21 protein-coding genes are annotated in these 23,732 nt (G+C 63.4%); 12 read left to right on the forward strand and 9 right to left on the reverse strand.

The window, feature by feature from the left end; genetic code table 11:
• Positions 1-54 precede the first annotated feature (54 nt).
• The 4 genes from AC6JA3_RS07665 (at position 55) to AC6JA3_RS07680 (ending at position 3,758) form a co-directional block, all read left to right on the forward strand.
• Positions 55-984 carry a diacylglycerol/lipid kinase family protein gene (locus tag AC6JA3_RS07665; RefSeq protein ID WP_347783135.1) on the forward strand — a complete coding sequence of 310 codons (930 nt, stop codon included), beginning with the start codon at positions 55-57 and terminating at the stop codon, positions 982-984.
• Positions 985-1,118: 134 nt separating this feature from the next.
• A complete protein-coding gene (locus AC6JA3_RS07670; protein ID WP_347783137.1) occupies positions 1,119-1,793 on the forward strand; it encodes a hypothetical protein in 675 nt (224 codons plus the stop codon).
• 35 nt (positions 1,794-1,828) lie between these two features.
• Positions 1,829-2,506 carry a helix-turn-helix transcriptional regulator gene (locus AC6JA3_RS07675; protein ID WP_347783139.1) on the forward strand — a complete coding sequence of 226 codons (678 nt, stop codon included), beginning with the start codon at positions 1,829-1,831 and terminating at the stop codon, positions 2,504-2,506.
• 22 nt (positions 2,507-2,528) lie between these two features.
• Complete coding sequence (locus AC6JA3_RS07680) at positions 2,529-3,758, forward strand: cysteine desulfurase family protein (protein WP_347783141.1); 1,230 nt, start codon at positions 2,529-2,531, stop codon at positions 3,756-3,758.
• An 11-nt stretch (positions 3,759-3,769) separates the two neighbouring features.
• Here AC6JA3_RS07680 and AC6JA3_RS07685 read toward each other — a convergent pair whose 3' ends face one another.
• On the reverse strand, positions 3,770-5,005 hold the full coding sequence (locus tag AC6JA3_RS07685) for an NAD(P)/FAD-dependent oxidoreductase (RefSeq protein ID WP_347783142.1): 1,236 nt from the start codon (positions 5,003-5,005) through the stop codon (positions 3,770-3,772).
• Positions 5,006-5,161: 156 nt separating this feature from the next.
• Here AC6JA3_RS07685 and mnmA point away from each other — a divergent pair, with 156 nt between their 5' ends.
• Together mnmA and AC6JA3_RS07695 are read left to right on the forward strand one after the other, a co-directional pair.
• On the forward strand, positions 5,162-6,301 hold the full coding sequence (gene mnmA, locus AC6JA3_RS07690) for a tRNA 2-thiouridine(34) synthase MnmA (protein ID WP_026540034.1): 1,140 nt from the start codon (positions 5,162-5,164) through the stop codon (positions 6,299-6,301).
• A gap of 124 nt (positions 6,302-6,425) precedes the next feature.
• Positions 6,426-8,051, forward strand: a complete 1,626-nt coding sequence (locus AC6JA3_RS07695; protein WP_139183432.1) for a gluzincin family metallopeptidase — start codon at positions 6,426-6,428, stop codon at positions 8,049-8,051.
• A 39-nt stretch (positions 8,052-8,090) separates the two neighbouring features.
• On the opposite strand, the gene AC6JA3_RS07700 is transcribed toward AC6JA3_RS07695, so the two are convergent.
• The gene (locus tag AC6JA3_RS07700) at positions 8,091-8,918 is read right to left on the reverse strand and encodes a caspase family protein (protein ID WP_026546166.1); all 828 of its coding nucleotides are present in this window, start codon (positions 8,916-8,918) and stop codon (positions 8,091-8,093) included.
• A 247-nt stretch (positions 8,919-9,165) separates the two neighbouring features.
• Here AC6JA3_RS07700 and AC6JA3_RS07705 point away from each other — a divergent pair, with 247 nt between their 5' ends.
• From AC6JA3_RS07705 to AC6JA3_RS07720, 4 genes are all read left to right on the forward strand, one after another.
• Positions 9,166-10,794, forward strand: coding sequence for an ABC transporter substrate-binding protein (locus tag AC6JA3_RS07705; RefSeq protein WP_026546165.1), 1,629 nt, complete (start codon positions 9,166-9,168; stop codon positions 10,792-10,794).
• Between the two features lie 127 nt (positions 10,795-10,921).
• The gene (locus AC6JA3_RS07710; protein WP_223943368.1) at positions 10,922-12,013 is read left to right on the forward strand and encodes an ABC transporter permease; all 1,092 of its coding nucleotides are present in this window, start codon (positions 10,922-10,924) and stop codon (positions 12,011-12,013) included.
• Positions 12,014-12,015: 2 nt separating this feature from the next.
• On the forward strand, positions 12,016-13,038 hold the full coding sequence (locus AC6JA3_RS07715) for an ABC transporter permease (RefSeq protein ID WP_051420661.1): 1,023 nt from the start codon (positions 12,016-12,018) through the stop codon (positions 13,036-13,038).
• Complete coding sequence (locus AC6JA3_RS07720) at positions 13,035-14,741, forward strand: ABC transporter ATP-binding protein (protein ID WP_026546163.1); 1,707 nt, start codon at positions 13,035-13,037, stop codon at positions 14,739-14,741. The genes AC6JA3_RS07715 and AC6JA3_RS07720 overlap by 4 nt, the downstream gene beginning before the upstream one ends.
• A gap of 82 nt (positions 14,742-14,823) precedes the next feature.
• Here AC6JA3_RS07720 and AC6JA3_RS07725 read toward each other — a convergent pair whose 3' ends face one another.
• The gene (locus AC6JA3_RS07725) at positions 14,824-15,480 is read right to left on the reverse strand and encodes an NADPH-dependent F420 reductase (protein WP_223943366.1); all 657 of its coding nucleotides are present in this window, start codon (positions 15,478-15,480) and stop codon (positions 14,824-14,826) included.
• A gap of 182 nt (positions 15,481-15,662) precedes the next feature.
• On the opposite strand from AC6JA3_RS07725, the gene AC6JA3_RS07730 reads away from it, so the two are divergent.
• Entirely contained in the window at positions 15,663-16,052 is a 390-nt protein-coding gene (locus tag AC6JA3_RS07730) for a chorismate mutase (RefSeq protein WP_026540041.1), read from the forward strand.
• A 2-nt stretch (positions 16,053-16,054) separates the two neighbouring features.
• Positions 16,055-17,089 (forward strand): uroporphyrinogen decarboxylase/cobalamine-independent methonine synthase family protein, encoded by a 1,035-nt coding sequence (locus AC6JA3_RS07735; RefSeq protein WP_347783148.1) that lies wholly within the window; start codon positions 16,055-16,057, stop codon positions 17,087-17,089.
• A gap of 51 nt (positions 17,090-17,140) precedes the next feature.
• Here AC6JA3_RS07735 and AC6JA3_RS07740 read toward each other — a convergent pair whose 3' ends face one another.
• From AC6JA3_RS07740 to AC6JA3_RS07765, 6 genes are all read right to left on the reverse strand, one after another.
• The gene (locus AC6JA3_RS07740; RefSeq protein WP_223943364.1) at positions 17,141-17,872 is read right to left on the reverse strand and encodes a DUF4166 domain-containing protein; all 732 of its coding nucleotides are present in this window, start codon (positions 17,870-17,872) and stop codon (positions 17,141-17,143) included.
• Positions 17,873-17,896: 24 nt separating this feature from the next.
• Positions 17,897-19,189 carry a DUF58 domain-containing protein gene (locus AC6JA3_RS07745; protein WP_347783150.1) on the reverse strand — a complete coding sequence of 431 codons (1,293 nt, stop codon included), beginning with the start codon at positions 19,187-19,189 and terminating at the stop codon, positions 17,897-17,899.
• 194 nt (positions 19,190-19,383) lie between these two features.
• Positions 19,384-20,502, reverse strand: a complete 1,119-nt coding sequence (locus tag AC6JA3_RS07750) for an AAA family ATPase (protein ID WP_026540045.1) — start codon at positions 20,500-20,502, stop codon at positions 19,384-19,386.
• Positions 20,499-21,698, reverse strand: coding sequence for a DUF4350 domain-containing protein (locus AC6JA3_RS07755; protein ID WP_347783152.1), 1,200 nt, complete (start codon positions 21,696-21,698; stop codon positions 20,499-20,501). The genes AC6JA3_RS07750 and AC6JA3_RS07755 overlap by 4 nt, the downstream gene beginning before the upstream one ends.
• An 11-nt stretch (positions 21,699-21,709) precedes the next feature.
• On the reverse strand, positions 21,710-22,399 hold the full coding sequence (locus tag AC6JA3_RS07760; RefSeq protein WP_347783153.1) for a DUF4129 domain-containing protein: 690 nt from the start codon (positions 22,397-22,399) through the stop codon (positions 21,710-21,712).
• Positions 22,396-23,472 (reverse strand): DUF7847 domain-containing protein, encoded by a 1,077-nt coding sequence (locus AC6JA3_RS07765; protein WP_497920058.1) that lies wholly within the window; start codon positions 23,470-23,472, stop codon positions 22,396-22,398. Before AC6JA3_RS07765 ends, AC6JA3_RS07760 begins: the two co-directional genes overlap by 4 nt.
• Positions 23,473-23,732: the final 260 nt, after the last annotated feature.

Here is a 23,732-nt window from a genome sequence, read left to right on the forward strand (position 1 = left end):
ACTATGTGAACGTTGGTACCGGGGCGGGTGGTTCCCGCTGGCATAATTCACGCTGTGACCCCACCGGCAGCCGATAACCCCTCCAGCACGCGGGGAACCATCGCTCTGGCGATCAACCCGGCTGCCTCCTTTGGCCGCACCCGCCTTGCCGGGGACCATGCCGCAGCCCGGTTCCGCGCCGCCGGACGTGACGTCGTCGTTCTCCAAGCGGACGGGTACAGCGGGCTGCGGCAACTCGTCGACCAGACCCTGACCCGCCGGGAAGTGGGCGCCCTGGTGGTGGTGGGAGGCGACGGCATGGTCCATCTAGGGGTCAACGCGCTCGCCGGATCCGACATTGCCCTGGGCATAGTTCCCAGCGGAACGGGGAATGACGTTGCCCGGCTCCTTGGATTGCCGCTTCACGACACCGCCGCGGCCTGTCGCCTCATCCTGGCCTCGATGGCCGCCGGGGGAAGATTGATCGACGCCGGCCGGGTTGTCTCGGAGGGCCGGACCAGCTACTTTGCCGGAGTTCTCTCGGCCGGGTTCGATGCCGCAGTCAACGAACGGGCCAATTCGTGGAGGTGGCCGCGAGGAAAAAGCCGCTATAACCTTGCGATGCTCAAAGAGTTGGGTTCGTTCCGAAGGATCGACTACACGGTGACGGCGGACAACATGACATGGCGCCAGCCGGCGCTGCTGATCTCAGTGGCGAACGGGCAGTACATCGGCGGTGGCATGCGGATTACACCGGAGGCTTCGCAGGAGGACGGCCTGCTGGATCTTTTTGTGGTCAAACCGTTGTCGCGGCTCCGGTTCCTTGCTGTTTTTCCGAAAGTATTCGCCGGCAAACACACCGGCCACCCTGCCGTCCAGATCACCCGCGTACAAAAGGTGCGGTTGGAGGCAGAGGGCGTAGTGGCCTACGCCGACGGCGAGCGCATCGGTCCGTTGCCGGTGGACGTGGATGTTGTTCCGGGCGCTGTGCGGGTCCTCGCGTAGGCGGGCCTGGCGGCTAGACTCGATCGCGGCAGATGGCCTGCTTTCTGTCCTGGCAGGGTGATGTCCCGGCAGGTTAATGAATCGGCATGGTGGCGTCAGGGCAGGTTTACGAATCGGCACGGTGATAAGGAGCGATGGTGACGCGAAACGTTCGACGACGGGTGGCTGGGATTGCTGCCCTGGGAGCCGCCGCCATGGTGGCCGGCTGCACCGTCAACGTTCCTGATCCGGCGGCGCCGAAGCCGTCGCCGTCGGAGTCCACGCTGGCGACGCCCACCATCACCCCCGGGCATGATGCTGCCGCGGTTGCGGCGAAGGACTTGCCCTTGGCGGCTGGAGGTACGTTGGCTGCAGGGGACCCTGTGACCGTTTCCACCCGGTTGGAGGAAGTTCCGGGGTGGACTGTGGTGCATTCCGGCCTTCAAGGCGAAGTGCGGTATCGGAAGGGTGACGGCTGCACTTTGGCCATCAGGGTCAGCGTCAACCAGGCTCCCTTGGTTGTGGCGGGAGATGACGCAGCCTCCACCAAGGAACTCTTCCACTACCTTGATCCGGGCATTGCGACCGAACGGTTGAAGCCGGTGTCCCTGCGTTGGGGACAGGATTCGGATAAGCCCCAGCATGCCGTGGAGTTCCTCGGCCTGGAATCCCCGGCAGCCTCGGGCGGTAACGCCGCTGTTGTCATGGCGAGGTTGTTCAGCGCTCCTGCGTCTTCGGTGTTCGTTTCGGTGGCCTGCCCGGATGGGGCGTTGTTGGAGAAGGCGCGCGCCGAGGCGGCTGCCCACCTTGTGGTGGTCCCGCCAAATTAAGCAGCGTTCCTTGTTTTTAGAGTTACCCTTGCTCCATGAACGGCCTCACCTGGCTCCAGCGGCTTGCGGCGGTAGCTTCCCTGAACGACACCTGCCGCAGGGACCTGTATAACTACGTCAAGCGTGCGGGCCACGCGGTGGGGCGTGACGAGGCCGCCCAAGCCATGGCCATTCCGCGCAGTACAGCGTCCTTCCACTTGGACAGGTTGGTCCGGGATGGATTGCTGAGCCCGCAGTTCCGGAAAACGGCGGACAAAGCAGGGCCTGGTTCAGGGCGCCCTGCCAAACTCTACTTACCCGTGGTGGACGAGGTAGGAGTCTCCGTTCCGCCGCGACACTACGATCTTGCAGGGGACCTCCTGGCCTCCGCCATTTCGCACTCGGCAACGGCGGACGTCCCTATCGCTGAGGCTCTGGCGGAAGTCGCAGCCACCAAGGGGCGGCAGATCGGAGGCGATGGGGATTTTGCAGCCACTCTGGCCGGCCTCGGATACGAGCCTGTGCCTGATGGCGAAGGCGGATACAACCTGCTGAACTGCCCGTTTCATCGGTTATCCCAGGAGCATCGGGAGGTGGTGTGCGCCATGAACGGCGCTTTCCTCTCCGGAGTCGCCGACACTTTGGCCGCTGATGCAGTCGAGGTGGTGCCAGACCTGGGACCGGGCCATTGCTGTGCGCGGATCGTTACGGCGAACCAAACCCCGCCGTCCTAGGCCCCGCCGGTAGAATGGCAAGGTGCCTGTATACCTCGACCACGCTGCCACCACGCCGTTATCGGCCGAAGCGCTCGCCGTCATGACGCGGGAGCTTGCGCGAACCGGAAATCCGTCTTCACTGCACGGAGCGGGTCGTCGTGCCCGCCGCGCCGTAGAGGACGCCCGTGAAATGCTTGCCGCTGCAGCCGGAGCGCATCCCTCGGAGGTCATTTTCACCTCCGGCGGAACCGAGGCGGACAACCTGGCTGTCAAGGGCTTGTTCTGGGCCCGCCGGGACGAGGACCCGCGCCGGACGCGGATCCTTTGCTCCGCCGTCGAACATCACGCTGTTCTGGACACCGTCGAGTGGCTGGAGCGCCACGAGGGCGCCGAGGTCGTGTGGCTTCCGGTCGATGGGTCCGGCGCGGTGCGGCTCGAGGTCCTTGAGCGGGAGATCGCCAGGGACCCGGAGTCAATTGCGCTTATCACCGTGATGTGGGCCAACAACGAGGTCGGAACCATCCAGCCGGTCGCTGGGATCGTTGAGCTCGCCGAGCCCCACGGAATACCGGTCCACTCTGACGCCGTCCAGGCTTTTGGGTCCGTCCCCGTGGATTTCCGGGGGAGCGGGCTGGCGGCCATGTCGGTCTCAGGGCACAAGCTTGGCGGTCCCGTGGGCGTTGGTGCCCTGTTCCTTGGCAGGTCAGTGAAGCTGACGCCGGTCCAGCACGGTGGTGGCCAGGAACGGGATGTTCGCTCCGGAACGCTGGATACGCCGGCCATTGCAGCTTTCGCCGCAGCGGCCCAGTCCGTGACACAGAGCCTGTCCGAGGAGCGCAGGCGGCTCAGCGCCTTGCGCGATCAGCTGATCGAGGGCGTCATGGCGGCCGTACCCGAGGCAGTGCTGCGCGGTGCTGCGGGCGAGGGGCGACTGCCGGGAAATGCACACTTCACCTTTCCGGGATGCGAGGGTGATTCGCTCCTTTTCCTCCTGGACCTGGCAGGGGTCGAATCTTCCACCGGCTCTGCCTGCACGGCAGGGGTGCCGCGGCCATCCCATGTGCTGTTGGCGATGGGCCTGGATGAGGACACGGCCCGCGGGGCACAACGCTTCACCCTGGGCCACAGCTCTACGGGCACGGACGTCGAAGCGCTCCTGAAAGCCCTTCCCGAGGCCTGTTCAAGGGCCCGGCAAGCGGGCATGGCCGGTCACGAGTCCAGCATCCAAACTGCGGCAACAGTGGCGCGGCAGGGATCGCACACGTCCTGACGGCCATGCGCCTAGCCGGGAATCAGCTCTTCCAAGGGCACTCCTGGATCCGTGAGGCCTGCAACGTCAACGCGGACCCGCCCGGAAATCAGGGCTTTGACCGGCTTCTGCACCTTTGTTTGGTTGATGCTCATGCCCGCCACCACCAGGCCGTCGTTCAGCCAGAAAGCCATGAAGCCGGCATCGGCCATCGAGCCACGGATTACTGGTTCAATGCCTGTGGCCAGGGTCGGGAATCCCCAGTACTCCATACTGAGCTCGAACTGGTCTGTGTAGAAGTAGGGGATGACGTCCAGCACGGCAGCCTGGCCCAGCATGGACTTCGCCGCAACCTTGCCGCCGTTGAGGGCATTTGCCCAGTGTTCGCTGCGCTGGTGTTCGCCCGTGAAGGGATGCAGGGCGTTCGCCGCGTCGCCGGCGGCGAAGACGTCCTGGGCGCTGCTGCGGAGCCCGGCGTCAACCAGGATCCCATTGCGGAGGGCAATGCCCGCTGAACCGGCGAGGGAAGTATCCGGGACAACCCCCACTGCGATGATGACGACGTCCGCCGGAATCGTTTCGCCCGTACTCGTACGGACCGCTGTTGCCGTGCCCTTGCGCCCCTCGATACCAGCGGCGCTCGCAGGAAGACGGAAATGCACGCCGTGGGAAGTGTGGACCCGCTGGAAGCAGGCACCAAGCGCGGGCCCGATGGCTGCGCTGAGGGGAATATCTTCCAGGCCCAGGAGCGTCACGTCGTTCCCGTAGGTGCGCGCCGCTGCGGCCAGTTCCATGCCGATCCAGCCTGAACCGATCATCACAACGTTGCGGCCGCCGTCGGCCAGCAGGCCGCGCAGCTTCAAGCTGTCCTCAAACGTCCTGAACGTCATCACTCCCTGAAGTTCAGAACCCGGCAGCGGGATGGTCCGCGGCAGTGCCCCGGTTGCCAGGAGCAGTTTGGAGTAGCCAAGAGTTCGACCCGTTGCCAGCACTACCTCATGGTTGCGGGTGTCGACTCCGTGGGCAGGACTGGCGAGGAGGAGTTCGACGTCGTTCCGGGCGTACCAGTCCGCCGGAACCACCTCTGCGGTGTCCGCCTCGGCCTTGCCAAGGAGGAATTCCTTGGACAGGGGCGGACGGATGTAGGGATTCCGGTTTTCGGCGCCCACCAGCGTGATGGGTCCCTCGTAGCCCTCTGCGCGCAGTGTCTTGGCTGCGGTGGCACCGGCCAGTCCCGCGCCGGCTATAACCATTCGTTCCTGTGCCATGTCCACTCGTTTCTAAAACCAGTTCTCTTGACTTTAGAATCCTTGGCGGGGCCGGTCAAGGGATTTAGTGCAGCCGTGGTAAAGCACGCTAGAATAGACGGGCACGTCGGCTGGTCTGATCCGGACCAGTAGCCACAGCCCCAACAGAAAGCCAGCATGCGAGTACTTGCAGCAATGAGCGGCGGAGTGGACTCCGCCGTAGCCGCCGCCCGCGCCGTAGAGGCCGGACACGACGTCGTCGGAGTCCACCTCGCGTTGTCGCGCATGCCCGGCACCCTGCGTACCGGAAGCCGGGGCTGCTGCACCATTGAAGACTCCCGTGACGCCTGGCGGGCCTGCGACGTCCTTGGAATCCCTTACTATGTGTGGGATTTTTCGGAGCGCTTCAAGGAAGACGTTGTCCAGGACTTCATTGATGAATACGCGGCCGGCCGGACACCGAACCCCTGCATGCGATGCAATGAACGCATCAAGTTCGCGGCCCTGCTGGAAAAGGCCATCGCACTGGGCTTCGACGCAGTTTGCACCGGGCACTATGCCAAGGTGATCGAGGACGCCGACGGCAACCGTGAACTCCACCGCGCAGCCGATTGGGCCAAGGACCAGAGCTACGTCCTGGGCGTCCTGACCCATGAGCAGCTCAAGCACTCCATGTTCCCGCTGGCAGAGACCCCCTCCAAGGCAGAAGTACGTGCTGAAGCCGAGCGGCGGGGCCTGTCCGTGGCCAACAAGCCGGACAGCCACGACATCTGCTTCATTTCCGACGGCGACACCCGTGGCTGGCTGGCCGAGAAGATCGACATGACTACCGGTGACATCGTGGACGAGACCGGCGCCAAGGTCGGCGAGCACCCCGGTGCCAACGCGTTCACAGTGGGACAGCGGCGCGGTTTGAAGCTGGGAACCCCGGCCGCTGATGGCAAGCCCCGCTTTGTCCTGGAAATCCGTCCCAAGGAAAACAAAGTGGTGGTGGGGCCGGAGGCACTGCTGGCCATCGACGAGATCCGCGGCATCAAGGTTTCCTGGGCAGGCCTGCCCATCGCAGAAGTCGAGACGGGCGCAGAGTTTGACTGCCATGCCCAGGTAAGGGCGCATGGGGATCCCGTTCCGGCGCGAGCCCACGTGGAGACCGTCGATGACGACTCCGGAGTGCAGCGTGCAGAGCTGGTTGTCACCCTGACCGAGCCGCTCCGCGGCGTGGCTCCGGGGCAGACCGTAGTCCTGTACCAGGGCAGCAGGGTTTTGGGGCAGGCGACCATCGACGCCGCCCGTTCCCTTCAGCGCGTGGCTCTCTAGGAGCAATCCGGTCCAGAGCCCATTCCGGCCACAGCCATTGCCACCGGAATGGGGCGCCTCCATACTGGCCTAAGCAGCGCTTCCGCTGCGGTATCTGGGGTCCGCATTCGGGACGGCGATGACTGTGGCATTTCCAAAAAAGAGCCCGGGAGACATCAAAGCCGGGCAGATGGTCTCAGTGACCGTTCTTGCCGAGGGGCCGATTGGCGCCCCGGGAATGGCGCCGCTGACTGCACAGGTCCGGATCCCGGTAGAACGCCTGAGGCGTGGTCCCACGGGTCATCGCTATGCAATCCACATCAGGAAGTGGCGAGGAACCTCTGTGTCCCCGGTGACCCTGACGCAGCAAGGTGATCCCTGGAAGCTGGTTTCCGAACCCCCACCGGCCGGTTTGCGTGAGCTCCTTGATGACACCCGCTTCCTGGCCCAGCACGTCTATGGCGTGGCCATGAGCACCCTGGACATCTTCGAATCAACCCTCGGCAGGCGGATGCCGTGGAATCCGGAAGGGCGGGTGGTCCTCAAAGCCAGGGACCTCATCACCGCCACCGACACCGGCTACGAGCGGGGCACCAACATCATCCGCTTCGGTTCGGTAGACCGGATGGGTTATAAAGTACCCACAGCCCTCTACCGTGACATTGTTGCCCACGAGGTGACCCATGCCATCCTGGACGGATTCCGTCCCGCGTGGGCGGACCAGATGGCCACCATGGAGCAGTTGGCCATGCACGAGGCGTTGGCCGACATCGTAGCCATCCTTTCGGTCTTTTCTTCCCGGGACATCGTCTCGCGGCAACTTGAAGCGGCCGGTGGCGGCTTTGAGGCCGGGCAAGTAGTGGACGATGTGGTCCTGATGCGGTCCCTTTTCGATTTTGCCCGCGATCTCTTCGCCCGTGGACCATTGCGGGAACCGTTCATAGGCGCCGTGCCCGAAGACTGGCAGTCCCTTCCGGAACCGCATGCGAGGGGGGCCGTGGTGGTGGGGGCGGTGCTCCGGGCGGTCAAGCGGCTGTGGTCCGAGCGGAACGCGCGGTTCGGAGACAACCAAAGCCTGCAACAGAAGGCCGAATCAGGCTCGATAGTGGCTACGCGTGTCCTGCGCATGGTGATCCGTGGCCTCTCCTACATGCCACCGGTCGACGTTTCGTGGCGGGACCTCCTTCGTGGCATCATCGCGGCCGATCTGGACATGGTTCCCGAAGACAACCATGGATACCGTGAGGCGCTCCAGGCCGAGTTCTCCGGAATCGGCATACGCAGGGTGTCCATTAACAACATCAGCGGCGTGGACAGCTACCAAGGACTCCGTTACCCCATCAGGTTGTCGGCCCTCGGCTCCGATCCCCAGGAGGTGCAGCGATTCGTCTGGGAGAATCCGCGGCTTCTGGAGGCGGCGCGGCTGGAGCGCCGCACGCCCTTGAGCTCCACGCGGGTAAGGACCTCGGAGCGTGTGTCCCCGGACGGTTTCATCATCTCCGAGATCGGCGCATCTTTCATCCAGACCGTCCGGATGAGCCGCAGGGAAGCTTATGTGCGCCTCGGCCTGAAAACCCGGAGGGAATTCGTTGACATCCGTGGGGGAGGCCTGTTGCGATTCGATGCCGGCGGCAGATTGGTATACGCAGCGCTCAAACCGGTAATGGACAGGGAACGGCAAGGACAACTGTTTGGTTCGGACCAGCACCACGATGCCGAAGAGGCCGCCTCCTCGGGAGTCCGGGACAAGTTCCACGGCACCGGCAACTGATAGCCGAAAATTTACGTCCGGGCGGAGTAAGAGCGGCGGTCAGGCACCCCAGGCGGCGTTTCGTGCGTGCTTGGAAGCTTCCAGCTGTGCCACCTGGTCGAAGCCGCCGGACTTGAGCCCCTTGCTGACCTCTTTGAGCAGGGCCGCACGCCCCAAGGTCCGGTCACCCTGCAGAGACTTGACCAAGTTGTAGGTGAATGCGCCGTTGTAGCGGCCATCCATCAAGGCATCGGCGGCGGTTTGATCAGACCGGCAAGCTGCCATGAGTACCGGGGTAGAGAGCTTGGCCGCTTTGACCAAGTCCCGCAGGGTCCGCGTTTCCAGATCCTCGTTGGCCACAACAGCGCGTGGCGTGGGTGCCGGCAGGAAACGCGGACGACGACCAGGGATCAAGTCCAAGGACTTCAACCCGGTGCCGCTGTGGCAGGTATCGAGGACCACGTCCATCAAAACGCCTTCCGGAAGGCGCGAAAACGCTGCTGCCAGTTCGTCGTCCGAAATGACGGTGTCGGGATCCCAGGAGTCACCGGCGTCATTGATGTCGTAGCACGCGAATGCCTCATCAAGGCTGTCGTCTTCGTCTCCGCTGTTGTCCGGGATCTGGGTCCCGTGGCTGGAGAAGGTGAAGACGATGTGGTTGGCAGCGCCCGAGACCGCAGCGTCAACCAATTTATTGAGTTCGGCCATGACGTTTTTCTTCGCAGCGCCGGCATCGCGAAGGACCGTGATCGAGGACCGGTCGAAGCCATAGTCCTTCTCCAACATCCCCGCCAGATCCTCGGCGTCGTTCACACAGCCGTTGAGCCAACTGGCTTGGGGCAGGAACTTGAACTCGTTGATCCCTACGCACAATGCTGCCTTGCTCATGTGGCTGTCCTTTGTGCCGGCTTTCAGTGAGTGGAGACTCGGAATAAACCATATTCCTGAGCTCCACCCCGGGCAATGGTTTGCCGAAGCCGGACCGAAGCTACTGGAAAGTAAATTTTGTGTCTCAAATCACTGTTTTGAGGGTTCGCCCCGTTCGAAGTCTGGTTGAATCGAGGCACTAAGAGTGTGCGCCGTCACAAATATCCCACGGCGGCGCGCCGAATCCATCGAACAGAAGGTTCACCAGATGGCAATGAACAAGAAGGCCCTGCACGGCGTTATCGCGCTGGCGGGCATCTCCGCGCTCGCCTTGACGGCATGCACGGGTCCCTCGGGCGGCGGCTCCTCGTCCGCCCCGGCAGCCGCGGGCCCCATCGCCTACGGCACCACAGACAAGGTCACGTCGCTTGACCCGGCAGGGTCTTATGACAACGGTTCGTTCATGGTGATGAACCAGATCTACTCCTTCCTATTGAACTCCAAGCCCGGTGGAGCCGAGCCGGTCCCGGACCTGGCGGAATCGTCGTCGTTCACGGCTCCGTCCGAGTACACCGTCAAGCTCAAATCCGGCCTGAAGTGGGCCAACGGCCACACCTTGGATTCCAAGGACGTCAAGTTCTCCTTTGACCGGCAGGTGGCCATCAACGACCCCGCCGGCCCGGCATCGTTGCTGACGAACATCGAGAGCGTGAGCGCACCGGACGCCACCACAGTGGTGTTCAAGTTGAAGAACGCCAACGACCAGACTTTCAGCCAGATCCTTAGCAGCCCTGCCGCGCCGATCGTGGACGACGAAGTCTTCCCGGCCGACAAAGTCCTGTCCGACGACGAGATCATCAAGGCCAATGCTTTCTACGGCCAGTACACCATCGACAGCTACAAGAAGAACGAGCTTGTCAGCTTCAAGGCGTTCCCGGACTACCAGGGCGTCCTGGGCAAGCCGGCCAACGATGCTGCCACCATCAAGTACTACGCCAGCCCCACCAACCTGAAGCTGGAAATCCAGCAGGGAGCCATCGACGTCGCCTTCCGCAGCCTCAGTGCCACGGACATCGATGACCTCCGGAAGGACTCCAAAGTCAAGGTCCTCACCGGGCCTGGCGGCGAGATCCGCTACATCACCTTCAACTTCGACACCATGCCCTATGGAACCAAGGCAGCCGGCGCAGATCCGGCCAAGGCATTGGCCGTCCGCCAGGCCGTGGCCAACCTCGTTGACCGCCAGGCCATCGCAGACCAGGTCTACAAGGGCACGTACCTGCCGCTGTACTCCAACGTTCCGAGCGGATTCCTTGGTGCGAACGAGTCGTTCAAGGATGCCTACGGTGATGGCGGAAAGCCAAGCCTGGACAAGGCCAAGAAGGTTTTGACCGACGCAGGAATTACCGAGCCTGTGGCACTGAACCTGCAGTACAACCCGGACCACTACGGCGGATCATCCGGAGATGAATACGCAATGGTCAAGGAACAGCTGGAGAAGTCGGGCCTCTTCACCGTGAACCTGCAGTCCACGGAATGGGTCACCTACAGCAAGGCCAGCCGCGCCGATGAATACCCGTTGTTCCAGTTTGGCTGGTTCCCGGACTTCAGCGATGCCGATAACTACCTCACTCCCTTCTTCCCGGAGGGCGGCTTCCTGAAGAACCACTACAACAACGCCACGGTGAACGACCTCATCGGCAAGCAGTTGACTGAGGCTGACAAGACCAAGCGGGAATCAGACATCAAGGATGTCCAGAACGCCCTCGCCAAGGACATTTCCACGCTGCCCCTGCTCCAGGGGGCACAGGTGGCGGTAGTCGGAAGCGGCGTGAATGGTGTCGACAAGACACTGGACCCGTCCTTCAAGTTCCGCCTGGGCGTCATATCCAAGTAACCGCACCAACGTGACCAGAAGGCAGGCGGGACACTGATCCGGTGTCCCGCCTCCTTTGCTGACCACCATCTTGGCCGGCACGCATGAGCCAACCCCGCGCAATCCACGGGCAGGAATACAGGTAATAATGACAACACTTATAGAGGTACCCGAGGCCGAGCCCGGGATAGTTGCTCCCAAGAGCAAGTCCAAAGCCGGGGGAGGGCTTGGCAGATACATCGTGATCCGGTTCTTCCTGATCATTCCCACCGTCTTCATCCTTGTGACGCTGGTGTTCTTCCTGATGAGGGTCATTGGAGATCCCATCACGGCATCCCAGGGTGGCCGGCTTCCTCCGGACGTCCTGGCCCAGCGCATCCACGACGCCGGCTACGACCGTCCCATCCTGGTCCAGTACTTCGAATACATTGGCCAACTCCTGACGGGCAATTTCGGCACCACCATCACTGACCGGCGTCCAGTGGTGGAAGTACTGACCACTTTCGGAGCAGCCACCCTTGAACTCTCCATCAACGCACTGATCGTCGCCCTGCTGGCAGGTATTCCCTTCGGCCTCATTGCGGCCCAACACCGGGATAAGACTCCCGACGCCGTGCTGCGGTTCTTTGCGATCCTTTGCTACGCGACGCCCGTCTTTTTTGCCGGCCTGCTCCTCAAACTGACATTTTCTGTGTGGCTGGGCTGGTTCCCGGTGGCCGGGCGGGCGTCCACCCGGACAGAACTGACCATGAGCGGCCTGGCAGCGCCTTCAGGAATTTATTGGCTGGATGCCCTCCGCAGCGGCAACTTGACCGCGTTGGGTGACATCGCTTCCCACGCCGTCCTTCCGGCCCTTGCCCTCGGCCTCCTGACGGCCGGGGTCTTCCTGCGCCTGGTGCGTACCAATGTGATCGGTACGTTGGGAAAGGACTACGTCGAGGCAGGGCGCTCCAGGGGAGTCAGTGAGTTCCGGCTCGTGACCAAGCACGCCTACAAGCCTGCACTGATCCCCATCATCACCGTCATGGGGCTGCAGATCGCGTTGATGCTGGGCGGGGCCATCCTGACGGAAACCACCTTCGAATGGAAGGGCCTGGGGTATCAATTGGTGCAGTATCTGAACGCCCGCGATTTTGTGGCCGTCCAGGGAATCGTGGTCCTGCTGGCCATCATTGTGGCCGTAACCAACTTCATCGTGGACATCATTGCCGCGCTCATCGATCCCCGAGTGAGGTACTGACCATGAGCACTCCATCGCTGACAGCACCCAAGCAGCCCCTGCTCCACCGGCTGCCTGTGGTCTCGCACTTCAAGAAAAGCGTCGGCCTCCAACGCGGCATGCTGATCGTAGGCCTCGTTCTCACAGGGCTGTTGATCCTCACCAGCATCTTCGCGCCATTGCTCGCACCCTACGGCTACTCCCAACTCAGCGACGCTTCCGGTTCCTTTCCCACGCAGGAGGCACCGGGCGGCAAGCACCTGCTGGGAACCACAGTCAGCGGCTATGACGTTCTGTCGCGGGTGATCTGGGGATCCCAGACGGCCGTTACGGTCATTGTCGTCTCCGTTGCCATGTCCCTTTTCCTGGGTGTCGCCCTGGGTTTGCTCAGCGGCTACTTCGGCGGCTGGCTGGACCGCATCCTGGTAGTGGTGGCAGATGCCATCTATGCCTTCCCCACGTTGCTCCTGGCCATCGTCATCTCGATCGTCATCAGCAAGGGCCAATCCAGTTTCTGGGGCGGTATCTTCTCCTGTGCTTTCTCCATCACCGTGGTTTTCGTGCCGCAGTACTTCAGGGTGATCCGCGCCGAGACCATCCGGCTCAAGGCTGAACCATTCGTCGAGTCTGCGAAGGTGCTGGGCGCGTCCAGCATGCGCATCATCGGGCGCCACATCTTCAAGAACGCCACGCGGACACTGCCGCTCATGTTCACCCTCAACGCCTCCGAAGCGATCCTCACCCTCGCGGGGCTCGGGTTCCTGGGGTTCGGCATCGAACCTACCTCTGCTGCCGAATGGGGCTTTGACCTGAACAAGGCGCTGGCTGATACATCCTCCGGCATTTGGTGGACCGGCGTGTTCCCGGGCATCGCCATTGTGCTCACCGTCCTGGGCCTGACCCTGGTGGGCGAAAGCATCAACGACCTCAACGATCCCCGGATCCGCGGACGCAAACGGGCAGGCGGAACGCCGGCTGCGCCATCTGCAGCCCCGGCAGCACCAACAACGGCGGCCTCAGAGCCCGAAGAGGCAGGTAAGCCATGACCACCAACCTTGGACACATGTCAGGGAAGTCCGTCAACGCTGAACCCGTTCTCAGCATTGACCGGCTCCAGGTAACGTTCGCGACGGACGGCGGGGATGTCCACGCCGTCAAGGACGTGAGCCTCACCGTGAACTCCGGCGAGGTTGTTGCGATCGTCGGGGAGTCCGGATCAGGCAAGACGGTCACCGCCAAGACCATCCTGGGCCTGCTGCCGGAAACTGCCATAAGCTCCGGCGCCGTGGTGATCAACGGCAACAACGTGATCAGTGTCAGTAAAGCCGCCTTGCGTAAAATCCGCGGACGCGATGTTGCCATGGTGTTCCAGGAGCCCTCCACAGCCTTGAACCCGGTGTTTACCGTTGGTTGGCAGATTGCTGAAGGAATCCGGGCCCACGCCACGGACGGAAAACGGGTCTCCGCCAAAGAGGCCAGGCAACGCGCTGTTGAGGCCCTGCGCAAAGTAGGAATCCCGGATCCAGAAACCCGCGTCAACTACTATCCGCACCAATTCTCCGGCGGCCAGAAACAGCGTGTAGTCATCGCGGCAGCGCTGGCCCTGAACCCCGGCCTCATCGTCGCCGACGAGCCGACGACCGCCCTGGATGTCACGGTCCAAGCCGAGATCCTGCAGCTGCTCCGGGACCTGCGGGACAACTACGGCACCTCCATTGTGCTCATTACCCACAACATGGGCGTGGTAGCCGATCTCGCGGATCGGGTAGTGGTCATGTACCAAGGGGACGTCGTGGAGGAAGCACCTTCCCGTGTCCTCTTTGCCGAACCAAAGGTGGACTACACCAAGAAGCTGCTTGCCGCCGTCCCGCACCTGGGCCGTCATTCGGCCTCCGAAGGTGCCCGTGGCCGGCTCCACCAAGACGGCAAGATCCTGGTGGAAGCCAAGAACCTCACCATTGAGTATCCGGGCAGGTTCGGGCGCAACGGATTCAAGGCCGTAGACAACGTCAGCTTTACTGTCTCGGAAAATGAGGTCTTTGGCCTGGTAGGGGAGTCCGGCTCGGGCAAATCCACCATTGGCCGGGCCATCGCGGGCCTGAACCGGGCTACGGGCGGCAGTTTGAAGGTTCTCGGCTACGAGATGCTGGACTTCAAGGAGCGTTCCTTCCGGCCGCTTCGCAAGGAGATCGGCTTCGTTTTCCAGGATCCGGCGGCCTCGTTCAACCCGCACCTGACCATCGGTGAGTGCGTCGCGGAGCCGTTGATGATCCATACCAAACCAAGCGCGGCCGAGGCGAGGAAAAAAGTCGGTGAGCTGCTCGAATCAGTCCAATTGCCGGCGTCGTACGCTCAGCGGTATCCGCACGAGCTGTCCGGCGGACAGCGGCAGCGTGCCTCCCTGGCGAGATCGCTGGCATTGAACCCCCGCCTCCTCATTGCCGACGAACCAACCTCTGCCCTGGACGTCTCGGTGCAGGCGAAAGTCCTGGACCTGTTCAAGGACATCCAGGAGCAGTTCGGCTTTGCTGCCCTGTTCATCAGCCACGACCTCGCAGTGGTGGACATGTTGTCCCATTGGGTGGGCGTGCTGTACAAGGGCCAACTTGTGGAGCAGGGGATTGGCAACCACGTGATGGGCTCACCGCAACACGACTACACCAAGCGGCTCATCGCCTCGCTGCCTGTACCCGACCCTGACGAACAAGCACGACGGCGGGAAGCCCACCGGGCGCTGCTGGGCGGCTAGCTGCATTGCCGGCGGACCCGCAAAGTCCGTGAAAGGCACGCCCCTGGTGGGGCGTGCCTTTCCTGTGCGGGAGGAGCCGGCGCTATTCAGAGACGATGCCGATGTTGAACATTTTTCCGTGGGGCTGCTGCATAAAGATCCGCAGCCACAGCGGCAACCACATCTCCATTCCGCGGGCGGCGTCGAGGCCGCCCAGATCCCTGATGTGCCCGGGCGCCCAGCCAAATTCCTGGAGGAGATCCGAAACACGGGACTTTGCGGCAGGATCGTTGCCTGCCATGAAAATATCGTGGGATCCGGGCAGCCTCGAGGGCTCCACCATGACCGGTGCGCTTACCGTGTTGAGCGACTTGACTACCAGGACATCCGGGTAAGTCCGCTGAATTGTTTCGGCGATGCTGTCGGTATTGCACACGGTCAATGACGGAGGGAACCCACTCGAAGAATCCAGGGCATTGGAGACGTCCAACAGGATTTTGCCGTTGAGGTTTGCTTCGCCGGCCTCAGCCAAGACAGCGAGGCTGACTGTCCCCGGGGTGGCATTGACCACCAATTCTGCTTGCTCAGCTGCCTCGGCAAAAGAGCCGGCATGGGCTCGTGACCCTGCCTGGGCGGCCCATTCCTGCCCCTTTGGATTGCCGGATTCGCGGGAGCCCATGGTGACTTCATGGCCCAACGACACCAGCTTGCCCGCGAGGGCGTGCCCCACCATGCCTGTGCCCAGAACAGCGATTTTCATGGTGACTCCTTTGCCGAACCTGCAGTGATGCTGTCATTGTGCTCCGAAACCGGCCTCGGGGGATACTGCCATCATTGCAGGGGCGTGCGTTCGGTTTGCCCCGGTCTGCGCCGCCCTGCGGCGGTCCGAGGCGCAAAAGTAACACCCACGTGCGCACCGTCCGGCACCATAGACTGGGACGCATGACCGAGCAGAACAACGCCCTTCCCGATGCCGCCGATTCCTTCAACCCGGCTGCGAGTTCACTGGCCGGCCAAGTGGACAGCGCCGTCATGGATGAGTTGCTGTCCATCCGGTCCAGTATCGACAACATCGACGCGACCCTGGTCTTCCTGCTCGCCGAGCGCTTCAAAGCCACGCAGAAGGTAGGAGTCCTCAAGGCCACCCATAAGCTTCCCGCCGGAGATCCGGGCAGGGAATCAGCCCAGATTGCCCGCCTCCGCCGGCTCGCCGAAGATGCGCACCTGGACCCGGCGTTTGCCGAGAAATTCCTGAACTTCATCATCAGCGAAGTGATCCGCCACCACGAGGCAATCGCCGAGGACCACCAGATTTCAAGCCAGCAGGTTTGACCATGGCAGCAGTGAATGACCCGCGCGCCAGCGCAACCGCACTGGGGCCATGGCCTGGCAACGACCCTGCGGAGGCAAACCGAATCATCCGGGGCGAGCTGGGAGATCCACACCTGCCCTTCCTTCCCGAACTTCCGGACCGTGGCGTTGGCTCGGATGCCGTGGGCCGGTCCGGGACTTTGCTGGTGGACCTTGCACTCGATGTCCAGCCACACGGCTGGCGACTCGTGGACCGACCCGGGAAGGATGCCCAGCGCGCCCGCTCCGCCCTCTCCACTGATATCAACGTCCTGGCCGATATCGCCGGCACCGAGGATGTTTCCGCAACGGAACTCAAAATCCAATTGCTTGGCCCCCTGAGCCTGGCAGCCAATTTGTATCTCCACAATGGCGAACGGGCGCTCCTGGACTATGGCGCCAGGCGCGATATTGCAGAGTCCCTGGCTGCCGGGGTCGCAGAACATGTGCGCCGCGTCGGCGCAGCAGTACCGGGTGCAGGCATTGTGGTCCAACTGGACGAACCTGACATTGCATCCGTCATGGCCGGAACCATTCCGACGGCGAGCGGGTACAGGACACTGCGATCGGTCCCGGGCGAAGAAGTCACCGGGGCCTGGCGGTTGGTGATCGAGGCACTGAAGTCCGCCGGCGTCGTCGAGGCTGTGGTGTCCTTGCCGGAAATAGAAGCACCGATCGAGCGGGTCCTGGCAGCTGGAGCCGACGGTGTTGCACTGCCCCTGCGGGCGCTGACCACCCGTCAATGGGAACAGCTGGCCGGTGCAGTGGAAAGCGGCAAACGCATCTGGGCCGGTGCCCTGCCTACCCATAATCCAGGCGCTCAACTGCCGCGTACCTCGGAGATCGTGGAGAGTATTTGGAAGCCCTGGCGCCAGCTCGGACTGCCGGCATCGGCTCTGACAGGGCTCCGCGTCACACCCTCCACAGGACTGGCAGGCTACAAGCCGTCAGCGGCAATGGAAGTGCTGGCCAGACTCACCCAGGTTGCTGACGGACTTGATCAACTGGCCCAAGGCTGACGTGAGCGTCCGGGAAGACCTCTTAGCAGATGCTGATGCCGTGCCCGGCGGTCAAATGCGTCGTTCCCAACGGTCCGGTTCTGCGTATCGAGGCAGTGTAGTGCCAGGAGCTGTTCCCGGCAGATAGGGCGCAAGCCGGTAATCGAAGCGGCCCGCATAGACCAGGACCAAACCGACTTGCGGCTGGATGACTTTGACCTGGATCCGGTGTTTGCCCTCGGCGCTGTCCCACCATTGCTCCGCGTAGGCGCGCGCGTCCAGGGCGGCCGGCAACGGTATGCGCAGCGGCCCGAGGAGCAGCCGGCTGGATCGGGAGACACCACGAAGCCGGCCCTCGGCAGTGACACTGACATCCAAGTCGGTCACAAGCCGCCTGTACCGCCCTACGTGGTCCACCAGGCGTGCCTGGGTGTTTCCTTCCTGCCCAGGCCCCTCGTTCCCTTGCAGCACGGCACTTGTCGTGTCATGGAAGAGCCTGGTCCGCGCTGGAAAGTAGATTTCCCGGCGCGCGGTCAGCGCAGGTCGTCCAAATGGATCCACGTGCGCATGGTTCTCGATCCTGAAGCGGATGCCCTCACCGTACTCGGGAAAAAATGCTTCTTCGCGTCCTGTGAGGGCGAGCGGGGGACGCAGCCACTTCTGCTTGCAACCCACCACATCAAAGACGCCTTCGCCTATGCCGTAGTAGCCGGAACCTGCCGCCAGTGAAAAGTACTCCTGAAGCTCGGGTGCGAGCTTGGTGAAGTCATCGCCGAGTGCCAGCTTGTAGATAGGGGTGTTCATGGCCGTCCTTTCCGGAAACGGGAACTAGAGCCTTCCGGCAGCTTTTAGCCGGATGTAGGTATCCGCGAGCAGTGGTGGGACCTCAAGGGGCTCGGCGTCCACCACTTCGGCGCCCAACTGCCGTAGCTGGGCTGTGACCGCGGCCCGTTCCAACAGGGCACGTTCGGCCGCCGCGGCCCGGAACACCTGGCTTGCCGTGGTTCTCTCCTCTTTCATTGCTGCCAGCAGTGGATCCCTGACGGACGCCACCACCACAACGTGCTGTCGCGACAACTGTGCCACCGTAGGCAACAGGCCCTCCTCGGGGGCACCGCCGTCGAGCGCTGTCAACAGCACCACCAGGGACCGGTGGGCCGAGACTGCCCTTACCTGTCCCGGGACCTGCTGCCAGTCCAGTTCAATCAGTTCAGCCTCCAAAGGGGCCATGGCCTGGACCAATTGGCCGAGCATGTTTCCTTTGGATGCCGACTCCACCCTTGCACGCAACCTGCGGTCATAGGCGAGGAAGTCAACCCGGTCCCCGCCGCGTTCGGCCAGTACCGAGAGCAGCAATGCCGCTTCGATTCCGGTATCAAGACGGGGCTCGTCCTGGATCCTGGCCGCCGCAGTGCGTGAGGTATCCAGGACGATGACCACGCGCCTGTCACGTTCCGGACGCCAGGTCCTGACCACCACCGAGGTGCGCCGGGCCGTAGCCCGCCAGTCGATGGAGCGGACATCGTCACCGCGGACGTAATCGCGCAGGGAATCAAATTCCGTTCCTGCTCCCCGGATCTGCACGGCAGCCTTGCCGTCCAGTTCCCGGAGCTTGCGGAGCTTGGAGGGCAAGTGGCGTTTCGAGTGAAAGGGAGGCAGGACCCGCAGATGTCCGGGCAACCCACGGGTGCGCTGCCTGGCGGCCATACCCAACGGTCCCCAGGACCGGATGGTGATGTGCGGGCTTTCCAGGTCACCGCGGCGGCGGGGAACCAAGGCCACCCGCATGCGCCGCCGCTCGCCCGGAGGAACCACCAGCGACTGGATGTTATTGGTGGCTCCGGCAGAAGGCTGCCAGGCATCCCTGATGTTGGCCCGCAACTTCCTGCGCGTGGGGTTGGCAACTGTAACAACAGTCTCTGCCCGGCCCTCCAGCGTCACATTTCCCGGGTGCCCCCTGTCCAGGACCAGGCCTGCAGGAGAAGCAGCCAGGAGCAGGTCGAGGATCAGCAACAGCAGCAGTCCCATGGCTACGAACAAGACAGTGTTCCAACCCGGAAACACCACGAGGGGAAGCAGCCCGGCGAGGGCCAGCAGGACGAATCGGCCGGAAACCGCCACTCAGTCCGCCTCACTCTGGGCCGCGCCGGAACCCATGCGGCAGCCGGTGGCCCCCTTCGATCCGGGGCTCCGTGGTTTGCCAGGGCTCCCTGGTGTGCCTTGGGTCCGTTGCATGCCGGGGCATCCTTGGGTATCGGGGCGCCCTTGGGTATCAGGGCTGCCTTGGGCGCCGCCATTCATGCGGGCATCCGGAGTCACCGAGGCACCGGAACCGATGCAAGGATGCTGCCCAGGACGTCGTCGACCTGTATGCCGTCCATCTGTGCTTCGGGACGGAGGCCCACACGGTGCCGCAGGCAGGGCAAAGACAAAGCCTTGACGTCGTCAGGGGTGACGAAGGCCCGCCCGGACAACCATGCCCACGCCTTGGACGTATTGAGCAGCGCCGTGGCACCGCGGGGGGAAACCCCGAGTTGGAAGGACGGTGCGGACCTGGTGGCACGGACAACGTCAACAATGTACGCGAGGATTTCCGGGGCCACCGCTACGTGGGCAACGGCGGCCTGCGCGGCGGAAAGCTCTGCCGCGCCCGCCACCGGACGGACACCGGCAGCTGCGAGGTTCCTCGGATCGAAGCCGGTGGAATGGCGTCGAATGACCTCGATCTCCTCGGCCCTTCCTGGCAACGGCATTGTCAGTTTCAGCAGGAACCGATCAAGCTGCGCCTCGGGCAGGGGATAGGTGCCTTCATACTCCACGGGGTTCTGCGTCGCAGCTACGATAAACGGGCTCGGCAGCGGACGCGAGACTCCATCAACGGAAACCTGGCGTTCCTCCATGGCTTCAAGGAGCGACGCCTGGGTCTTCGGTGGTGTCCGGTTGATTTCGTCCGCAAGCATGATGTTGGTGAAAACGGGGCCTTCACGGAAGGTGAACTCCGAGGAGTGGGAGTCATAGACCAACGAGCCGGTGACATCACCCGGCATGAGGTCGGGGGTGAACTGGACCCGCTTGGTGTCCAAACTCAGTGCGGTGGACAACGCCCTCACCAGCAGGGTCTTGGCCACGCCGGGGACTCCTTCCAACAAGACGTGGCCGCCGCATAGCAGGGCAATGAGCATGCCCGTCACGGTGGGATCCTGCCCCACCACGGCTTTGCCCACTTCGTTGCGCACATTCAGCAGGGACTGCCGGGCGGGGTCTTCCTGTGTGCTGCGATGCCCGTTTCCTGAGGGATCCCCTTCTTGCCGCACATTTTGCGGCGCGGAGTGGTGGGGCGGCGCGACCTGGTCCGGTGCGGCACCCTGGTGGGGCGCGCCGCCACCACCCTGTTGGCTGTTGCTGTCCGTGTAGCTGTTCGGCTGGCTGCTCATCGGGTGGTCGCCTCCTGTTCGATTCGTTCGATCTGTTGTGCCCATTGCACCAGTTGTCCTTCGTTCTCCGGCCTGAAGTCGAGGAGCACGAACCTGACTTCCGGGGCCGGCTGCCCCATGTGTCCGGCCGAGGCGTCCACAATTGCTTCCGGGGTGGCCTCTGTTCCCAGGTTGAAATGCCTGGCCAGGCGGACCAGTGTGCCTGCCCGCAGGTTGTCAGCTGCGCGCTCCACTGCCCGCGAGTCCTGATAAAGGCGCGCCCTGCCTTCCGCCGTCTCGGCAGCCTTCACCACCACGGGAAGTGGCTCGAACACCAGCGGGCCCATGCGCCGGCCCCGCCACGCTATGGCCAGGAGCACCACGATTCCCATCCACGGTCCAGCGAACGCAAGCCAGCGGGGAGCCAACTCGTTGAGGGTAGGGGTTGAGTCAGTCGCGGAAACGTCTCCCACGCCGGGCAGGTACCACACCAGGTTCTGGTCCTTCCCCAAGGTCCGCAGCGCGAGTGCTGCATTGCCTTCGGAGGCCAGATGCTGGTTGTCGAGCAAGTCGGTACTGCCCAGCACCACCACCCTGCCGTCCTGGGATGCAGCATAGATGCCGGATCCCTTGGCCGCGGCCGGGTAGCACACCACAGGTCCGGAATAGATGGCGCCTTGGGCGGAGACTTTGCCGGCCACGACGGCATCGTCCAGGTCGCAGCGGGGTTCAAGAACCGTTGTCGCTTCAGGAACCACCCCGCCCGGGCGGAAACCCTGCTCCAGCGCGTTCAATGTCCTCAGCCGCGGGGTGACCAGGACCACGTGCTCCACGGCGTCCGTAATGTCTTCAAGCTGTGTTCGGTCCAAAAAACCGCGGGGGTCGTAGATGAGGACGGTAGCGTCGTCCCTTTCGGCCACCTCGTCCATGGTCTTCGCGAAGGTATCGGTCGATGCGACCGATACACCGTGATCCGCCAGGATTTCAGCCACCGCCATTGCACCATTTGGCGCTGGGTTCCGGGCGGACAAAGGACGGGGATCTTTGGCGCCCGAGACACTGGAGATTGCCAGGTACGTCACCAGCCCAGCCAGGACGACGCCGATCAGGATCCAAACCAGGTGTTTCCGGAACCAGGTACGGAGGCTTTTCCCTGCCGTCTTCCCAGCCGACTGCTGGGGAGCGGGAGCTTCACCGTGGGTCGTGGTGTCTGCCACCGTGGAAGTCGTCACCGCGGCACCGCGAAACCTGCGTGGGCCTGTCCGGCGAAGTCAGGCTTCATGTCAACGAGGTCTGCATCGAGCCTGCGGACGGACTCATAGTCCGGAGCCGTTGCCCCCTGCTCGCCGTAACGCACGGCATCGAAAAGGAGCGCGGCTGCGTCCAGCCGGGACTGCGCGGTGCCAAACACCTGCCCCAGCTGGGTTGCCGCTTCGTCAGCGGTCCGCCCGGGACGGGCATCAACGATCTCCCGCTCTTCGGCGGAGCGGACAATCGCCCTGAACTGGTCGACGACGGCGGACGGCCAGTCGCCGTCGTCGGCTGCGGTTGCCGCGCGCTTCCTGTAGCCCTCCGAGTCCAGGCTGCTGTCATCGCCGTAGATGTCCGATCCAGCGGCTTTTCGGCGGGCGTTCAGTCGGGGCCGGACCACGATGACCGCAGCAATGATGAGTGCAAGGGCCAACGCGATCATGAGCGGAACTGCAAGATCCGGTCCTTGACCCGATGCGTCGCCTTCCAGGGACGACAACCAGTCGAGGAAGTCGCGCCACCATTGGTCCAGCCAACCGGGTTGCGCGTCCGGGTATTGGGGTTTAGAGAGTTCCTCGGCCGCCCATCGCCGCGCCTCTTCACGGTCCGGTGTCACGGGCGGCTCCTGGGCCGCCCACATGGTGGGTTCCAGTGGAATAGTCCTCATGCCGGCGGCCACGGCCCGGGAGACGCGGCAGGGGGCTGTCCGCCCTGCGGCGGCCACGGCCCGGGAGACGCGGCAGGGGGCTGTCCGCCCTGCGGCGGCCACGGCCCGGGAGGCGTGGCCGGGGGCTGTGCGCCCTGCGACGGCCAGCCTTGATTCCGGGTCGAAGCGCCGGAGTGAGGACCCAGGACCGACGGACTGCCAGGGATTCCCTCGGGATCGTCTCCGGTTTCCATCAGCCTCATAAGCTCAACATCCAAACCATCACGGCGCATGCGCAGATCCATGTAGATCAAGGCGAACACGGAGGCCTGGAAAGCAAACGTCACAGACCCCACAAGCGCACCGATGGCTGAGGAAATCACAGTGGTGACCAGCAGGCTGGAGGCTATCGCCTCGGCGTCGGGGTGGGGATTGACTACCCCGCCAACAGCCGTAGCTGCCAAGGACGCGGGGATCTGGACGATCTGGGCAATGATGCCCACCATGATCGCCACCACCAAGGTGATGCCGAAGATCCGCCACCAGTTGTTTTTGGTCAGCTGCCAGGACCTCAGGAGTCCGTCGTAGACACCTGTCCGCTCAACGACGATCGCGGCGGGCGCCAGCATCAACTTCAGCCCGATCCAGACGAACAAGACCACCGACCCAAGCCCAAGAGGCAGAACAACCAGCAAAGCCCCGGGCCCCATGGCAGTGAAGAGCAGAACGGCAATACCCACCACTGCGGCGGCGGCGAGCAGCCCGCCGAGGGTCAGGAGGACTGCGACACCCAACAGCGGCAGGATTCTCCTGCCGGCCAACTTCCACATCTGCTTGAAACCCGTCCGCCGGTTCAGGACCGAGCGCGCCACGGGCACCACCAGGACGCCTTGGAGTACCGAACCAAGAAAACCGATCAGGACCGAGACACCCAACGTGCTCGCCATGATGGCGAGGAAGGGGCCCATGGCCTCGTTGAAGTCAGCCTCTGAGTTGACTGATTCAAAGGACATGGTCAGCTGGAACATTCCCAGCGTGACAATCCCAATGAGCACGGCACCGATGGCCTGCACAATAAGCGCAGAACCGAACATGGAAGCCGCATTGCGGCGGATTGTCTGGAAAGAGCCGTCAAGGATTTCGCCGAATTGCAACGGCCGCAGCGGGATAACGCCCGGCTTGGGCGGAGCGACATAGAGGGGTTGTCCATACGGTGGACCCGGTGGCCATCCCGGCGCCGGTTGTCCTTGGCCATACTGGCCGCCGCCTTGAGGGGCTGCCCATGCCGGGGGACCACCCCATTGGGGTTGGTTTCCCCACGCTGGCTGGTTGCCTGGTGAGGCACCCCGGCCGT

The sequence above is a fragment of the Arthrobacter sp. TmtSoilC79 genome (assembly GCF_059739405.1).

What these genes read in the sequence shown, in the direction of transcription:
- AC6JA3_RS07670 (WP_347783137.1), top strand. Translation starts at nt 1,119, where the DNA reads ATGGTGACGCGAAACGTTCGACGACGGGTGGCTGGGATTGCTGCCCTG.
- AC6JA3_RS07675 (WP_347783139.1), top strand. Translation starts at nt 1,829, where the DNA reads ATGAACGGCCTCACCTGGCTCCAGCGGCTTGCGGCGGTAGCTTCCCTG.
- AC6JA3_RS07685 (WP_347783142.1), bottom strand. Translation starts at nt 5,005, where the DNA reads ATGGCACAGGAACGAATGGTTATAGCCGGCGCGGGACTGGCCGGTGCC.
- mnmA (WP_026540034.1), top strand. Translation starts at nt 5,162, where the DNA reads ATGCGAGTACTTGCAGCAATGAGCGGCGGAGTGGACTCCGCCGTAGCC.
- AC6JA3_RS07700 (WP_026546166.1), bottom strand. Translation starts at nt 8,918, where the DNA reads ATGAGCAAGGCAGCATTGTGCGTAGGGATCAACGAGTTCAAGTTCCTG.
- AC6JA3_RS07705 (WP_026546165.1), top strand. Translation starts at nt 9,166, where the DNA reads ATGGCAATGAACAAGAAGGCCCTGCACGGCGTTATCGCGCTGGCGGGC.
- AC6JA3_RS07710 (WP_223943368.1), top strand. Translation starts at nt 10,922, where the DNA reads ATGACAACACTTATAGAGGTACCCGAGGCCGAGCCCGGGATAGTTGCT.
- AC6JA3_RS07715 (WP_051420661.1), top strand. Translation starts at nt 12,016, where the DNA reads ATGAGCACTCCATCGCTGACAGCACCCAAGCAGCCCCTGCTCCACCGG.
- AC6JA3_RS07720 (WP_026546163.1), top strand. Translation starts at nt 13,035, where the DNA reads ATGACCACCAACCTTGGACACATGTCAGGGAAGTCCGTCAACGCTGAA.
- AC6JA3_RS07725 (WP_223943366.1), bottom strand. Translation starts at nt 15,480, where the DNA reads ATGAAAATCGCTGTTCTGGGCACAGGCATGGTGGGGCACGCCCTCGCG.
- AC6JA3_RS07730 (WP_026540041.1), top strand. Translation starts at nt 15,663, where the DNA reads ATGACCGAGCAGAACAACGCCCTTCCCGATGCCGCCGATTCCTTCAAC.
- AC6JA3_RS07735 (WP_347783148.1), top strand. Translation starts at nt 16,055, where the DNA reads ATGGCAGCAGTGAATGACCCGCGCGCCAGCGCAACCGCACTGGGGCCA.
- AC6JA3_RS07740 (WP_223943364.1), bottom strand. Translation starts at nt 17,872, where the DNA reads ATGAACACCCCTATCTACAAGCTGGCACTCGGCGATGACTTCACCAAG.
- AC6JA3_RS07750 (WP_026540045.1), bottom strand. Translation starts at nt 20,502, where the DNA reads ATGAGCAGCCAGCCGAACAGCTACACGGACAGCAACAGCCAACAGGGT.
- AC6JA3_RS07760 (WP_347783153.1), bottom strand. Translation starts at nt 22,399, where the DNA reads ATGAGGACTATTCCACTGGAACCCACCATGTGGGCGGCCCAGGAGCCG.
- AC6JA3_RS07765 (WP_497920058.1), bottom strand. Translation starts at nt 23,472, where the DNA reads ATGTTCGGTTCTGCGCTTATTGTGCAGGCCATCGGTGCCGTGCTCATT.